At 39.3% G+C, this 16,461-nt stretch carries 14 protein-coding genes; 8 read left to right on the top strand and 6 right to left on the bottom strand.

Annotation, left to right across the window (positions count from 1 at the left end; genetic code table 11):
* The first annotated feature begins 26 nt into the window (after positions 1-26).
* From mgtE to ACXITR_RS02365, 6 genes are all read left to right on the top strand, one after another.
* Positions 27-1,538, top strand: a complete 1,512-nt coding sequence (gene mgtE / locus ACXITR_RS02390) for a magnesium transporter (RefSeq protein ID WP_457995632.1) — start codon at positions 27-29, stop codon at positions 1,536-1,538.
* Between the two features lie 84 nt (positions 1,539-1,622).
* Positions 1,623-1,853 carry a type II toxin-antitoxin system Phd/YefM family antitoxin gene (locus tag ACXITR_RS02385; protein ID WP_457995631.1) on the top strand — a complete coding sequence of 77 codons (231 nt, stop codon included), beginning with the start codon at positions 1,623-1,625 and terminating at the stop codon, positions 1,851-1,853.
* Positions 1,850-2,242 carry a type II toxin-antitoxin system VapC family toxin gene (locus tag ACXITR_RS02380; protein WP_457995630.1) on the top strand — a complete coding sequence of 131 codons (393 nt, stop codon included), beginning with the start codon at positions 1,850-1,852 and terminating at the stop codon, positions 2,240-2,242. Before ACXITR_RS02385 ends, ACXITR_RS02380 begins: the two co-directional genes overlap by 4 nt.
* A gap of 130 nt (positions 2,243-2,372) precedes the next feature.
* Positions 2,373-3,074, top strand: coding sequence for an MgtC/SapB family protein (locus ACXITR_RS02375; RefSeq protein ID WP_457995629.1), 702 nt, complete (start codon positions 2,373-2,375; stop codon positions 3,072-3,074).
* A 230-nt stretch (positions 3,075-3,304) separates the two neighbouring features.
* Positions 3,305-4,636: an FAD-binding oxidoreductase gene (locus ACXITR_RS02370; protein ID WP_457995628.1), complete on the top strand. Its 1,332-nt coding sequence runs from the start codon at positions 3,305-3,307 to the stop codon at positions 4,634-4,636.
* Positions 4,637-4,721: 85 nt separating this feature from the next.
* Entirely contained in the window at positions 4,722-6,860 is a 2,139-nt protein-coding gene (locus ACXITR_RS02365; protein ID WP_457995627.1) for a caspase family protein, read from the top strand.
* A 62-nt stretch (positions 6,861-6,922) separates the two neighbouring features.
* On the opposite strand, the gene thrS is transcribed toward ACXITR_RS02365, so the two are convergent.
* From thrS to dnaX, 5 genes are all read right to left on the bottom strand, one after another.
* Positions 6,923-8,737, bottom strand: coding sequence for a threonine--tRNA ligase (gene thrS, locus ACXITR_RS02360; protein WP_457995652.1), 1,815 nt, complete (start codon positions 8,735-8,737; stop codon positions 6,923-6,925).
* A gap of 97 nt (positions 8,738-8,834) precedes the next feature.
* Entirely contained in the window at positions 8,835-9,530 is a 696-nt protein-coding gene (locus ACXITR_RS02355; RefSeq protein WP_457995651.1) for a metallophosphatase, read from the bottom strand.
* A 96-nt stretch (positions 9,531-9,626) separates the two neighbouring features.
* The gene (locus ACXITR_RS02350) at positions 9,627-10,442 is read right to left on the bottom strand and encodes a metallophosphoesterase family protein (RefSeq protein ID WP_457995626.1); all 816 of its coding nucleotides are present in this window, start codon (positions 10,440-10,442) and stop codon (positions 9,627-9,629) included.
* A 120-nt stretch (positions 10,443-10,562) separates the two neighbouring features.
* Complete coding sequence (locus ACXITR_RS02345; protein WP_457995625.1) at positions 10,563-11,336, bottom strand: GTP-binding protein; 774 nt, start codon at positions 11,334-11,336, stop codon at positions 10,563-10,565.
* A 67-nt stretch (positions 11,337-11,403) separates the two neighbouring features.
* Positions 11,404-13,803 carry a DNA polymerase III subunit gamma/tau gene (gene dnaX, locus ACXITR_RS02340; protein WP_457995624.1) on the bottom strand — a complete coding sequence of 800 codons (2,400 nt, stop codon included), beginning with the start codon at positions 13,801-13,803 and terminating at the stop codon, positions 11,404-11,406.
* Positions 13,804-13,966: 163 nt separating this feature from the next.
* Between dnaX and ACXITR_RS02335 the strand changes: the two genes are divergently transcribed.
* Complete coding sequence (locus tag ACXITR_RS02335; RefSeq protein ID WP_457995623.1) at positions 13,967-15,088, top strand: tetratricopeptide repeat protein; 1,122 nt, start codon at positions 13,967-13,969, stop codon at positions 15,086-15,088.
* Entirely contained in the window at positions 15,081-15,791 is a 711-nt protein-coding gene (locus tag ACXITR_RS02330; RefSeq protein ID WP_457995622.1) for a RibD family protein, read from the top strand. Before ACXITR_RS02335 ends, ACXITR_RS02330 begins: the two co-directional genes overlap by 8 nt.
* Here ACXITR_RS02330 and cysE read toward each other — a convergent pair.
* Entirely contained in the window at positions 15,775-16,431 is a 657-nt protein-coding gene (gene cysE, locus ACXITR_RS02325) for a serine O-acetyltransferase (RefSeq protein WP_457995621.1), read from the bottom strand. The genes ACXITR_RS02330 and cysE overlap by 17 nt on opposite strands.
* Positions 16,432-16,461 lie beyond the last annotated feature (30 nt).

Here is a 16,461-nt window from a genome sequence, read left to right as displayed (position 1 = left end):
CAATGAAAAAAATATAGGTAAATACAATGAACGAACAAAGAAGCAGAATCTCCCGTTACTATGGTCAATTAAATCCCGAAGACTTATTTTTTAATGTCAATTTACAGGATTTTACCCACCAAGTGGAGCTAATTTCTTCGCTACAAACAGGGGGGAAAATTACTCCCACAGAGGCGATCGCACGGATTAACCATATTTGGGAACATATCAAAGACTATCAACAAGGCTCAGGGTTAGATTTACCTGCGGTGGAATTAGCAGAACTTTTGATGCAAATTGAACCCGAAAAAAGACTTTTTGCTTTCAATTCCTTATCACAGGAAAAGGCGATTAAAGTTTTTAAATGTTTGAGATCTGAAGATCAAGCAGGGTTAATTGAATCCATGGAAAATCAACAAATTATGGATCTAATCCCCAACCTAGAAGCCGATAATTTAGTAAGATTATTTGACGAATTACCCAGTAAATTCGCTGAAGAATTAATCGAAAAATTAGCGCCTCAAAATCGCATTTCCGTTGACATCCTGCTCAAACACCCCGAAGGCACCGTAGGGCGCATTATGAACCTACGGCAGATGGCAGTTTTACCCAACACCACCGTAGAAAATGTCTTAACCGCCATCCAACACTCTAGCCTTACCGCCAACCAATTAGCCCTTATTTACATCATTGACGAACAAAAATACTATAGAGGTTTTGTGCGTACCGTGCGCCTATTACGGTGTGATCCCAGTCAAACCCTTGAAAGTATTATGGAAGGGCAAAATATCGCTATGGCAACCAAAGATCCCGATGAGAGAGCCATTAAAATCCTTAGGAATAATGATCTTCCCGCCCTTCCTGTGGTTGATGGAGAAGGAAGATTAATTGGGAATATCTCCTTTGATGATATTATCGACCTAGTGGAAGAAGATGCCACCGATACAGCCCTTGCCCAAGCAGGGATTGGGAATCTACTCAGTCGGGATAAAGTATGGAGCGATAAGTTAGTCAGAGGCTCTATAACCTATGCTGTTAGATTAAGAATTACCTTTCTAATCGTTACTCTGATTGGGGGTTTTATCGTCGGTGGAGTGATTGAGAACTTCGAGGAAACCTTGGCAGTATTGCCCTTTGCGGCGGTATTTATTCCCCTTGTGATGGATATGGGGGGTAATGTGGGAACTCAGTCAACCACTATTTTCGCCCGAGGGTTGGCATGGGATCAAATTGATGTACGCAATTATCTTCCCTACTTTTTCCGTGAAACTCGCATCGGTTTAATGATTGGGGGAATTTTGGGCTTAATCGCTGGTGGTATTGCTTACTTTTGGCAGGGGGTTCCCAATGGTGTTCCCCAGATGGGTTTAGTCGTTGCGATCGCCATTGTCAGTGTAGTTACCCTCGGTGCTATTCTTGGTGCATCCTTACCATGGATAATGCTCAAACTAGGCTTTGACCACGGCCCAGGGGCTGATCCCTTTGTTACCACCATTAAAGATTTTGTAGGACTATGGATTTACTTTTCCCTCGTCGTCTGGTTAGTGGGAATAGTATAAATATTGGTGGAGCGATATATACAACGCCCATCATCAATTGATTAGGTTTGGCTAAAATAAAATTATGGAGAATAAAATAATGCCATGGAAATTACTAAACAAGAGCTAAAAGCCCAACTAGACGAACTTATCGACAAATTACAAAGGGAAAATGAAGATATTATCATTCTTGATGGTGGCAAACCTATCATTAAAATTTGTCAATATCAAGTATCTCCTACCACCGAGGAATTATTCTCTCCCCTTAGAGGAAAAGTAAAATATTACGAAGACTTAACCTCTCCTACCACTGGAGAATGGGGTAGTGAGTTATGAAAATTGTTTTAGATACTTGTGCTTTAATTTGGTGGAGTTTAGATCCTGAGTGTTTATCCACTAATGCTCAAAGTGCTTGTGAGAAAATGGAAAAGGCAAAAAATGGTCTAGTTGCTTCAATTTCATTATGGGAAATTGCCCTAAAGGTAAAAAGAAAAAAATTAGATCTGGGAATTAATTTGGATGTATATATAAATACTCTCATGCGTTCAGACGTAGTCTCAATTATTCCCATTGATGTCAGTCTGTGGGTTAATAGTGTTCAATTAAACTGGGAACATAAAGATCCTGCGGATCGAGTTATTGTCGCTTTAGCAGATAAGTATCAAGCTGAATTGATTACGAAGGATACTGTGATCAAAGACTTTTACTCTTTAACAGTCTGGTAAACCACTAAAGTTTTATTCTCAATTATCCATTATCCATTATCCATTATCAATTGTAATAACCTTCCCTTAACCTCGCTATTTGAACCGTAGTGGTAAAATCCAGATAAATTGCAATAAATAGGAGAAAAGTGTGGAAAATTTAGAGTTCGCCATGCGCCTTGCTGTGGCATTTTTGCTCGGTTCGGCGCTCGGTTTTGAAAGACAATGGCGCCAAAGAATGGCAGGTTTAAGGACAAATACCCTAGTTGCCACGGGTTCGGCTTTGTTTGTCATGCTTTCAGTGCTTACCCCTGATGATGCTAGTCCTACTCGTATTTCTGCTCAGGTGGTATCAGGTATTGGTTTCCTCGCAGGGGGGGTAATCCTCAAAGAAGGTTTGAGCGTCCGAGGGTTAAACACCGCGGCTACTCTCTGGTGTGCGGCAGCTATCGGGGCTTTAGCTGGGGCTGGTTTCATTTCTGAGGCTTTCATGGGTGCGATCGCCGTTCTCATCTCCAATACCGTACTGCGTCCCCTCGGTTATCGTATCAATCAACAACCCCTAGAAAACACCGAACTAGAGTTGTGTTATGTCTGTTCTTTAATGTGTCACAGCAAAGACGAAGCCCATGTGAGAGCTTTATTATTGCAATCCCTTAACAGCGGTAAAATGAAATTACGTTCTTTATCTAGTGAAGACATAGAGGATACTATAGATAAAGTAGAAGTAGAAGCAGAAATGGTCACTCAAACCCGTGATGATGGATTTTTGGAACAAATCGTCAGCCGTCTGAGCCTTGAACCTGCGGTAACGGCCGCTAATTGGCGTATTATCGAACAGGAGTTTGGTTAAACTGTTGAGCTTTAAAGGTTTGGGGAAATATGGTAGAGTTTAAATATATTCTGGGAAATACTCCATTACCCATAGTTTTATTATTTGTGGTTTGCCGATTTGTTGGGGAAAGATTTTTTAAAATTTTGCGGTAAAGTCAAAGAATTGTTTATAAAAAAAGTTCTAAAGGTTATTATATAGTTGTATATTTTTTGTTTATCTTTAATTTTTATTTTTAAGTTTTTATAAATATGTCTTCTATTAATTACCAAAATATAATTCATGAACTAGGAAATATTAAAACAATAATTGACTCCAAACAGATTAAAACTTTATCCCAAGATTATTACTATTTTAGTCCTATTTTAGTAGATAAATTAGCCGATAAAAAAGCAGATTTAGTAGTTTTACCTAGTAGTGAAGAAGAGGTTTTAAAAGTTGCTCAAATTTGTGTAAAACATAGAATACCGCTCACAGTGAGGGGCGCTGGTACGGGAAATTATGGGCAATGTATTCCCCTTAATGGTGGCATTGTCCTAGATATGACTCAGATGAAGCAAATTCACTGGATTAAAAATGGTTGTGCCTGTGTACAAGCTGGGGTAAAAATGGCAAGCCTAGAAAAGGCAACTAGGCAAGAGGGATGGGAATTGCGCATGATTCCCTCAACCTATAAAGTCGCTACCATCGGAGGCTTTTTTGGGGGTGGTAGTGGGGGCATTGGCTCCATAAATTATGGGCAACTCAGGGATAGGGGTAATCTTCACCGAGTAAGGGTTGTAACCCTTGAGGATGAACCAAGAATTTTGGAATTAAAAGGAGATGAAACTAACCAAATTAACCATGCCTATGGCACCAATGGTATTATCACAGAACTAGAAATTCCCCTCGCTCCCGCTTATAATTGGTTAGATGCGATCGCCACTTTTCCCAACTTTATGGATGCGGCAAAATTTGGACAAGAGTTAGGGGATAGTGATGGCATTATTAAGAGGTTAATTAGTGTCCATGCTAGTCCTATTCCTGAATATTTTACGGCTCTTAAAAAATATTTACCAAAGGGAGAAAGCTGCGTTTTATTAACTATTAGTGAAAACTCCCTAAACTCTCTATCAGAATTAGTGATAAAACATCAAGGAAAAATTACTTATCAAGAAAATTTAGAGAAAAAAAATAGCCTTAATTTAACAGAATTTACTTGGAATCATACCACCCTCCATGCCCGTGCCATTAATCCGAATATTACCTATCTACAAACCTTCTTTTTTACCCTAGATAAAGTTGAGCAAATGTATAAATATTTTGGGGATGAAGTAATGATACACCTTGAATTTATGAGGGTGGGCGGTAAGGCTATCCCCGCAGGATTACAGCTAGTAAAATATACTAGCGAAGAGCGACTAAATGAAATTATCCAATATCACGAACAAAATGGGGCTTTTATTGCCAATCCCCATACCTATATATTAGAAGATGGAGGAAGAAAACAAATTGAACCTGAGCAACTAAAATTTAAGCGGATGGTTGATCCCTATGGTTTAATGAATCAAGGTAAAATGAAGGCATGGACAGAAAATAGTTAATTTCTGGTAAATGTAGCTACTCCTCATAAATGAAAAGATTTAATTTTCACAAATCAATCAAATATCAATTGCCTAATACCTAATTATGAAACTTAATCGACGTACTTTTTTACAGGGGGCTGGTTTAAGTATTGCCTCTTTGGGAGGTTTTTTTGGTGAAACAATTTTACCAACCCATCAATTAAGCCGTTATGCCCAAGCCTTGGGGGCAAATGAATCCCGAAAGTTAGCCCTTTTGGTGGGAATTAATCAATACCCATCGGGCAATAATAATTTAAGGGGTTGTGTGACGGATGTTGAGTTGCAAAAGGAGTTGTTGGTTTCTCGTTTTGGGTTTAATTCTGGGGATGTTGTCAGTTTAATTAATGGGGAAGCCTCAAGGGAGTCGATTTTAACTACGTTTGATGAGCATTTGACAAAACAGGCAAGGGAAAATGATATAGTTGTATTTCATTTTAGTGGGTATGGACGACAGGTAAGGTTAAATAATGGGGATGAGAATTTAACGGAAAGTTTGATTACCTCTGGTAGTAGTTTTAAGGGTGATGGTAATAATGAAGATATTTTGTTGGATAGTTTAATTAGTCTATGTCAATCTTTGAAAACTAGCCGCTATACTCTCATTTTAGATACCAGTTATCAACCTTTTGAGGTTTCCACGGCAACTAAGTTATGGTTAAGGTCCTATCGTGGTGATAATATTCCTATTATTAGTAGTAAGGAGTTAGCTTTTAATAAGGAGATTAAACAAAAAAGTAAAAGTTCTAATTCTTTGTTAAAGGGGAATAAATCGGGGGGAACAATTTTTACTTCGGCGACAGAAGGATTAGCGACGGAAATTACAAGTAATGGTTTTAATGCTGGTTTATTTACCTATAGTTTAACCCATTCTTTATGGCAAAATGTTGCTCCTATTAATAATTTAATTTTGAGTAAAAAAGTAGCGGCGAATATTGCTCTTATTAATGGGGAGTTAAAATATACAAATATTAGTTTAGCAATAAAAAATGATCTTGCCCCTTATTATATTTCGGCGGATGAAGAACATCATGGTGATACGGTGATAAAAAGTGTAAATGCTAATAATAATGTAGAGTTTGATTTAGTCGGTTTACCTTTATTAGTGCTGTTTAATTATGGTATAAATTCTTGTTTTTCCACAGAAATTGATCTTTCCCAAAATGTGGTGATTCAAGTTAATTCTTTGATGGGAAATAAAGCTAAGGGTGTTATTTTAAAGGGTGTGGATAAGGTAAAAACTGGTTTGGTGTTACGGGAGGCGGTGAGGGTAATCCCTAGGGAAATTGATTTGATGGTGGGTTTAGATAGTAGTTTACAAAGAATTGAAAGGGTTGATGCTACCAGTGCTTTGACTTCTGTGGGAGATATTAAGGCGATTAATTTGGGGGATGCTTATGGGGATTGTATTTTAGGGAAGTTAACTTCTAATGGTAGTTATGGTTTGTTTTCTCAGGCGGGGGTTGTGTTACCCAATACCATGGCAAAAATTCCTAATGAGGCGGTATCTACGGCGGTTAAACGGTTGAGTAGCCCTCTAAGAAATAAGTTAGCTCAAAAGTTGGTGAATCTAACTCTCAATAGTAATGCTTCTCGTTTACCTGTTAGGGTGGCGGTAGAATATTCTCAAAATAAACAAAGTTATATTAGCTATCAGAAAACTTCTTACAGTACGGCATTAGATAATCAAAAGTCTAATTTAAAAACTACTCCTAATATTGCTCAACAGAAGCAGTTAATTAATATTTCTGCTGGTTCTTCTTTTTCTATTTCTATCCACAATGAAAATGATTATGATCTCTATTATATTATAGTTGGTTTTAATTCTTCGGGAAGGGCGATCGCCTATTTTTCCACTCAAAATGTTATGGTAAATGCTCAGAAAATTTTTACTATTCCTGATGATAAAAGTGCTATTAAATTAATAGATAATGGTAATCAGGGTATTGGGGAATTAGTTATTATTTGTTCTCAATCGCCTTTTAATAATACGTTTAATGAACTATATAAAAACAGTAAAAATAGTTTAGAAGAAGAATCCGTAATTGTTTTAGAAAATCCTGTGGCGGTAGCCCAAGCTATTCTTTTAGATTTACATGAAGGTAGTGGCGTTACCCCTGATTTAGTTCCTAATTTATCAGATGTTTATGCTTTTGATTTGAGTAACTGGGCTAGTTTTAATTTTGTTTATGAAATTGATAGCTAAGTATGGGGATGAGTGTAATTGAATGACGGAGATGGTGAGCAAAGCCCACCTCACAAGTTACATTACAATTGGTTTAGATATTCCTTTAATTGATCTAAATTTAGCTCCCCTACATCTCCATCTTTCCTACTTCTAAGACTCAGGGTTTGTTTCTCTACCTCTTTGGTGCCAATGACGGCGACGAGGGGAATTTTTTCTAGTTCAGCTGTTCTAATTTGTTTCCCAAGGCGATCGCCACTACAATTAACCTCCACACGATAATCTAAGTTGCGCAACTGTTGGGCAACGGAATCAGCATAGGAATATTGCTCTTCGGTGACGGGTAAAAGCCTTAACTGAATGGGTGCTAACCAGAAAGGAAAATCCCCTGCATAGTTTTCAATCAAGATGCCAAAAAAGCGCTCTAAAGAGCCAAAAATGGCACGGTGAATCATAATCGGGCGTTGACGAGTACCATCAGAAGCCACATATTGAAGATCAAAACGCTCTGGGAGGTTAAAATCTACTTGGATGGTGGAACATTGCCACAATCTACCGATGGCATCCTTAATTTTAATATCAATTTTAGGGCCATAAAAAGCACCGCCCCCCTCATCCACCACATAATCCCACTCTTTTTCCTTGAGGGCATCCATTAAGCCTTGGGTTGCTAAATCCCAAATTTCTGAACTTCCCACGGACTTAGCGGGGCGAGTAGATAAATTTACTTCGTAATCCGTGAAGCCAAAATCCGATAAAATTTGCTCAGTAAGGTTCAAAACCCCCAATATTTCCCTTTTAACTTGCTCTGGTAAACAGAAGATATGGGCATCATCTTGGGTAAAACCTCTGACTCTCATCAATCCATGTAATACCCCAGAGCGCTCGTAACGATATACCGTGCCTAATTCTGCCCAGCGGATGGGTAAATCACGGTAGGAATACAAAGCACTTTTGTAGGTTAGCACATGAAAAGGGCAGTTCATGGGTTTGAGTTGATATTTTTGGGCATCGATGTCCATTTGATCAAACATATTTTCCCGATAAAAGTCGTAATGCCCTGATGTTTTCCACAACTCAAGGTTGGCTATGTGGGGGGTATATAAAAATTCGTAACCTGATTTTAAATGTTGCTCTCGCCAATAGTTTTCGATGATTAGGCGCATTTTTGCCCCCTTGGGTAGCCAAAAGACTAACCCTCCCCCTGCGTCTTCTTGGAGGTTGAACAGTTTTAATTCTGTACCTAGTTTACGATGGTCTCTTTTTTTTGCTTCTTCTTTTTGAGTTAAATAGGCTTTTAGTTGTTCGGGGGTTTCCCAAGCGGTGCCGTAAATTCTTTGTAGTTGGGTATTCTTTTCATCTCCTCGCCAATAAGCCCCTGCCACGCTTTCGAGGGTGAAGGCTTTGGGGTTAATTTCCCCTGTGTGGTTTAAATGGGGGCCGGCACACAAATCCCACCAGTATTCTTGGGGCGGAATTTTTACGGTTTCAATGAGGGATGGCTCTATTTCGGGATGGTTGGTGTAGCCTACGTCGGGGCTACCGATAAAGTAACGGGTAATGGTTTCTTCTTCGGGAATGTTATCTAATATTTCTAGTTTGTAATTCTCCCCTAGGGCTTCTATTTCTTCTCTTAAGTGCGATCGCACCACTTCTTCCCTAATAATGGGCAATTTTGCCTTGATAATCCTTTTCATCTCCTTTTGAATTAACTTCAAATCCTCTGGGGTAAAGGGTAAAGGGCGATCGAAATCATAGTAAAATCCATTCTCAGTCCAAGGCCCTATGGTTACTTTCGTTTCAGGAAAAAGACTTTGTACCGCCATCGCCATCACATGGGCGCAAGTATGACGAATACGCAACAACTTATCAGGGCTACTTTTACTTAGAACATCCATGGTACTTTGATCTTTTGCTGAAACCGCCATATTAATATTTTGATAATGATTATCATTATTTATGATATAGGCAATTAGAGAAAAATTCTACCTCTGATTAATATTGCAGAGTTTTGAGAACTAGCTGACCACCATAAGGATTATACAAAGCATAAGTAGCTTGATGGGGAATTTTGCCCACATTACCCACACCAATAATCTTTTTCTCCTTAACATCCTTGTTATCACTACTTTGACTATCTAAAGTCATAACCATCGATGTTAAACTACCCTGTTGTAACTGATACTCATACAACAAACTAGAACGTCCTGAAAAAAGATAATTGACATTCATCCGTTGTAAACGATCTAACATTATCCAAGGGGAAGTATCAGGGGTTAAAACCTCACTAACACTAACACTGCTACCATGAATCAAAAGACAATCAAACTCCACAAAACCGAAATCCAATTTTTGTAACCAATCCATGGTTTCACGGGAAATACAATCCCATAAACTCTTAGTAGCATCCACCCCAAATTGATCAATTAACTCCATAGGATTTGCCGTAGAAGCCAATCCATAAAGAATTAAACATTGCTCTTCCCACCAACCACGACAAACATGGGGAATTAACTCATGACTAGGAGGATTAATAATCCTCTCAATAACTGCCTCATTTTCTGAGCTAATACCAATCACATCACCCAATATGTATATATCCTCAATGGTTTGCTTTTGCTGATAAATATCTTTTAATACCGCCTCGTAAGCCTTTAAATTACCTTCAATTCCGCTTAAAATTGCCCACATTTTTTTAGTAAATATTTGATAGTGAATGGCTAAGTCCATCAGATACTACACTGAGTAAAACTTAATCATTGTCCATTGTTAATTGTCCATTGTTGACTACCTTTGACACACATGAGATGCGTCTTCCGCTTTTTCCGCAAACTCCAATCCCCTAGCCAATCGCCAAGCAAAAATAGGCGGTAAACCTTTCTCGATAATATCTCTACAGGTGGATTGATAATCATATTCAACCTCCCTTAAAGTCACTTCCCCCGTCTCCTTGTGGTAAATAACATAGGTAGCATTAGGTCTTCCGTGACGAGGTTCTCCCACAGATCCCACATTGATGATACGTTTTAAAGGACTATGAAATTCTTTTTCTTCTGATGCTTCTATGGTGGGCTGCTGAATTTTTACTTGTAACATACCATCGGTTAAATCACGAACATAGGGAATGTGGGTGTGTCCACAAAATAAAACGTCCGCAGAGGAGCTTAAAACACGTTCTAAGGCGGTGAAAGCATCCATTTCGGGCAAAATGTATTCGTGGTTGCTTTGGGGACTGCCATGGGCAAAACAGAGATTATCTAGTTTAAGGGTATGGGGTAATTCAGCTAAAAATTGACGATTTTCTGGGGTAATTTGTTCATTAGTCCACTCGTGGGCGACTATGCCTCTTTTTTCTGCTAACAAAGACGGATAACTACAATCACAAGCATTTAATCCTTCGACAATGTCCTCATCCCAGCATCCTTGTACAGAAGGAATTTTTAACTCTCGAATTTTATCAACAATTTCATTAGGATGGGGACCATATCCCACTAAATCCCCTAAACTATAGACAGCATCACAGTGATGGGCTTCAATATCTTTGAGTACCGCTTCAAAGGCGGGTAAATTGGCATGGATACAAGACATAACGGCAATTTTCATTAATATTTTTCCTCAATTTAGATAAAAGTTTTGTAGTTAAGGTGCGTCTTCGTAAATCAAACAGTTTGATTACTAAGGATTGAAGCATAGTACAAACATCAAAAAAATCGCCATCATCCATTAATACGCAGTGTCATTTTTTAGTGATTCTCTAACTTGTTGTTGATAAAAGTAAACCGTTGAATCGTCCAAACAAAAATCCCCTAAAGTATCGGCCATGGCTTTTTTATCTAGGTTACAACCAATGATTTCCAAACCGCTAAAATGAGTTGGTCTGCCCTCAAGGGATAATGGTAAATTTAAGGGATAAAATTCTGGACTATAACTATGGTCTAAATATTCACCATAAATACATTGACCATCCATAATGTTAAATATACCTTTAGCTCGAAAAATATCACCATAAGCCCCTAGGGTTAACTCTTGCCAAAAAGTTTCTAAGCTGGAGAAATCTAAAACTTCTCCTGTTAAAGTCGCTCTATGAATTTGTAAATCAGAAAAGTGTGGTAAACGGGGTTTTATGGTTATGGCTTGATTAACAATTATGTTGTTAGTTAAGGGTTTCCATTTATCTTGATTTTCTTCTGGATTTACTATGGCGATTACTTGAGCATTTAATTTTTCAAATAAATCTTTGATGGGATAATAATCTACATATTCAGGGACTTCTAAATAGATATGATTTTTTCCTGCTAATTCTATTAAATCTTGGGGAGATTGTACATCTACAATGGATAAGTCTTGATGAATACTTTGTAAAAAAGCACCATCAAGGGGAAAGGTATTAGTTTTCGGACTGTAATAGTAAAAATGGTGATCTTGATTTTCCTTGAATTGTTGTTGTATCCAGTGAGTTTTGCCTACACCAAAACTACCAATGACTACTGTTATCATATTTTTTGATGGTGACACTTATAAGAATGATAATCGTTATTATCTGTTTTTAGCAATGGTTTTTCCATTAAAAAGGTAAATCGTCTTCGTCTTCTATGTCTAATTCAGGGCGATTGATAACCTTTATTTCGGGAGGTGGAATGATAAAGGGTGGGGAGTCAATATTATCCAGAATTTCACCGTTGAGGTTTTTAGCAAATGTTTCTGCCACTTGTTTTATTTGGGCGGAGGATGTCTTGGCTATTTTTATCTCATTATCCGCAACAAGAGGTTGGGGTGAGGGGGTTATGATTTCTTCTTTCTTCTCCACGGGTTGAGAGTTGACGGGAGGAGGAGGGCTATAGGGTGGTTTTTCTTCTATGGGTGAAGATGGGGGGTTATCAAAAACTTTTTTTGTGGTTTCTTTTCCTTCTTGTACTTGAAATACTAGGTTAATGGATTTGCCTAAAATTTGACTGAAGGCTTTTTCCATGGCTGGTTGATGCTGTTTACTAAGTTTGAGAAAAAATTCTGTGATAACACCGATGGTAATGGTGGTGTTTTGATAGTCGAGAATATGGCATTGTTGCACCAAGAAACTTTTTGTCATCACGGCGGAGATGGTGGAGGCGACTTTTTCTTTTAATTCTTCTAAGGAGTTAAATGCAGGGGGGGGAGTGGTGGTTTCTTTTTCTGGGGGAGGGGAGGGTTGAGAGTTGACGGTGGTAGGGATAGCAAGGGGAGATTCTTCTTGCTTTGGAGGGGGGGTAAAGGTTTTTTGAGCGACGGGAGGGGGAGATGGGATGGGGGTGGGGGTTGGGTTGATTACGGCATTGGTAGCTACTACCCTATTAGCGGAGGGGAGGAGATTAAGGAGGGTAATTTCTAGCCAAAGGCGGGGTTGGGTGGTGTTTTTGATTTGGAGTTCGCTATCTTTGAGTTTTTTTTGCCCTTGAAGGATGGTTTCCATGGGCCAATGGTGGGCTGTTTGACATAGTTTTTGCCATGTTTCTTCGGTAACGGTGACTAAGTCCGATCGCCCTGGGGCTGTTTTTGCTATCAATAGACTAAGATAAAAGTTAGCGAGGTTTTGTAGCAGTATTAAGGGTTCTCTACCCCTATCCAATAGTTTACGACATTGTACTATGACGGTTTCTGGGTTATCCGTTGCGATCGCACTCAACAACTCCAATAAATCCTGCTCAGATACCGAACCCACCAAATCCCAGACCTTTTGGGTGGTAATAGTACCCGATAACAAACTTAGTTGATCTAATAAACTTTCTGCATCCCTCATCCCCCCATTGGAAAGTTGTGCCACCAGACTAAGCGCCCCAGAATCAATGTCTATGCTCTCCTCCGTGGCGATATAGCCCAAGTGTTTTACCATGGCATCAAGGGGGATACGACGATAATCAAACCGCTGACAACGGCTGATAATGGTGGGTAATACCCTTTGGGGATCGGTAGTCGCCAGAACAAAAATTACCCTACTCGGTGGCTCTTCCAAGGTTTTTAACAGAGCATTAAATGCGGCGGTACTGAGCATATGGCAATTATGAACCAATAAACCATTTGCTACAAAATTATGGTTATCCTCAACTTCTATGTCGTAAACGTTCTCTTTTCCAATAACACTAATCTTTTCTATGACTTCTAAACTTGTATTCCATTGAGGGGATGGCGTATTGTTGAAAATCCTTGAGCCATTTACGAGTTGATTTTGCTCCGTATTGATTATCTTTAAACTGGTGTCCTCTGGCAAAACGTCTGATTCTACCATCTGTTCCGTATTTATGGATAAGACTCCCGCATCCACATTCACAGGGGATAGTATCTTCATTCCTTCTCGAAGCTCGTTTGCTTTTATCCATCCATCTGTTGTCCGAATTAAATGATTACCTGTACAACGAATTTCTCTATGGTTGGTTTTTATTTTTAGAGTTTCTTTGATTCCTTGGTCTAACCATCTTATAACTTTTTTATATTCCCACTGCTTTGATTTTTCATCATAGCTAAGGACTTTTTTCCCTTGAATTTTTGGGTTATCTAACCTCATAAATCCTTCATTCGTATTTATCAGGCTATCTCCTGTTAAACATTCGTCGATCACATATACTTTATAACGAAACTGCACAGGGGCGAACTGTACCCGCTCAATAATTTCCCTAATGTTGTCAACCCCCGTATTACTGGCGGCATCAATTTCAATGACATCAAGGGCTGAACCGTTGGTGATACTTACACAGGCTTCACACTTTCCACAGGGCGCAGGGGTAGGTTTATCTGTCGCCATACAATTTAGGGATTTGGCTAAAATACGGGCGCTGGAGGTTTTTCCTGTACCCCTAGGTCCACAAAATAGATAAGCTGGGGCGATTTTCTCTGAGGTAAGGGCATTACTCAGGGTTTGGGCGATCGCATCTTGTCCTGCTAATTGTGCAAAGGTTTGAGGACGATATTTATGGTGTAAAGGCTCGTAAGTCACAGCAGTTATAGTTTGTGCAGGGTAATGGCTAGTAGCGATTGTTTTTACTCTTTATCTTAATTGTCTATGGTCTATTGTTTATTGTCAATTCCATTGTCTATTGTTTCTGGTTATCCGTTATTATTAAATATCAATAGAATATGGGTTTTTGTTCTCGAAGGTAATGATTAAAAAAATATGGCCGTGGGGTGCAAAAAAAGAAGAATCACCACAGGATTATAATCAAGAAGAAGGGGAAGACTCCTCCCAGGAAAAGCATTTTACCGATGATAAAACTTTGGAGTACCTTTTTAATCAATTATTAGAAGGGGTTGCTAAGGGATGGACGGAAAACCGCATCGAGAAATTTTTTCAGAATTTAGAACCAAAAAAAATAACCGTTGATAGTTGGTTGATATGGTTACAAAAATATGGCGAAGATTTGGTTAACTCTTTTGCTCCCCATTACACCATCGCCTCAAGGATGGTAATTTTGGGGGAAAAAACTTCTTCGTTACCATTTTATCGTCCCGTGGGAGATTTAGCCCATGAGTTTGGCAATGAAATTTTGGCAAGGAAAGATGGTATCCAATTAGAGCCTATCAAGAGTAATGGTGATGAGGATGAGTCATCGGAGGTTAGTAGTTTGGCGGATTTATTAAAACTTCTTCAGGATGACGAAAATTTTGCCCGTAAAACTGCCCGTAAGTTGGGTTTAAAAAATCATGACCCGGGGGCTATTATTGAAAAGCTGGTGAAAGCGAGTAATTCAAGCAAGGAAATTCTGTTGGAAATAGAATCTATTGCCATGGATGAGGAAGAAGAGGAGGAGTTAATTGATTTAGAATGGGTGGAGCATTGGTTTAGTTTGGGTTTAGAAAAGGCACAAGGTGGAGATTTGGAAGGGGCGATCGCCTCTTGGGATAAAATCATAGAAGTAGAACCAAATTTAGGACAGGTTTGGCATAATCGAGGGTGCGCCCTTGCCTATATGGAAAGATATACCGAAGCCATCGAATCCTTTGATCACGCCCTTGATATAAACGTCAATGATGTGGAATCATGGAATAGTCGTGGTAATGCTTTGTACAATCTACAACAGTATTCCGAAGCCCTCATGAGTTGGGAAAGAGCCATCGGTATTCAACCTAATTATTTTATGGCATGGTACAACAAAGGTCGTGTTTTAGAAATTCTTGATCGCTACGGTGAAGCCCTAGAATGTTATCAACAAGTAAGTGCGATCGCCCCTGAGTTTGAAGAAGTAAAACCTCGCCTCCAAAACCTCAGAGAAATCAATGCCTAATCCCCTCCACGTCACCGCCATCCTCGCCATGAGTGCCGACGGAAAAATAAGCCCCCACAGTAACACCCCTGCCCGATTCAGTAGCCCCCAAGACCTAGAACACCTAGAAGAGCAAATATCCCTCTGTGATGTCATCATTTTCGGAGCCAACACCCTTAGAGCCTATGGTACCACCCTCACCATCAAAAAAAACCATCTCCTCGCCCAAAGACAGAGGCGACAACAAACCCCCCAACCCATAAATATCGTCTGTTCCTCATCGGGGCAACTAGAACACCATTATCGTTTTTTCCAACAACCCATTAAAAGACTTCTATTAACCACAAAAAAAGGTCAAATAAACTGGCTAAATAGTATTAATAAAACCCAAGAAAAACAACTTTTCACCGATTATATAATAAACAAAAAAGATGATGACAAAATAGACTGGCAAGATACCTTTCATTATCTGCAAACCATCAACCTTAATCGTATAGGTATATTAGGAGGAGGAGAACTAATCGCCTCCATTCTTGCCGAAAACCTCTTAGATGACCTTTGGCTAACCCTTTGTCCCGTCATCCTAGGCGGAAGCCAAGCCCCCTCCCCCGTAGGAGGAATCCCCCTAGAAAAACCTCTATCCTTGGAATTAAAAAATATTAAACCCATAGGAGAAGAACTGTTTTTACACTACAAAGTAAGAAAAACTAACGATCAACCATAACCCCTTGTTTCTCTTTTAACTCCGTAATTTCTTGCTCCAAAGACTCAATTCTATCAATCAAAGTTCTGATCACCGTTGCCTCAGAATCAGGTAAATTACCGTGTTCCAAAGGATTAACCTTCGCCCCAGAGCGATAGACAATTCTCCCCGGAATACCTACCACCGTACACTCAGAAGGAACATCTCGCAAAACCACCGAACCAGCGCCAATGCGCACATTATTTCCAATTAATAAATTACCCAAAACCTTTGCCCCAGCACCTACCACCACATTTTCACCGAGGGTGGGGTGACGTTTACCCGTATCCTTGCCCGTACCCCCCAGAGTTACCCCCTGATAGATAAGGCAGTAATCCCCTAAAATCGCCGTTTCCCCAATGACAACCCCCATACCATGGTCAATAAATACCCCATTCCCCAACTGCGCCCCGGGATGGATTTCAATACCAGTAAAAAATCTACCCAAATGGGATAAAAAACGAGGAATAAAAGGAATTCCAAGGCGATATAACCGATGGGAAAAACGATGTAAAACCACCGCTTGTAAACCAGGGTAGCACAATAAAACTTCTAACCAGTTACGGGCAGCAGGATCTCGCTCAAAGATAATTTTAAAATCAGAAATGATGGATGATAGCACTTTTTATATATGGGGTAAATTTTTTACTAA

This window comes from Cyanobacterium sp., assembly GCF_054166785.1.
This window is presented reverse-complemented; position numbering and strand designations above follow the sequence as displayed.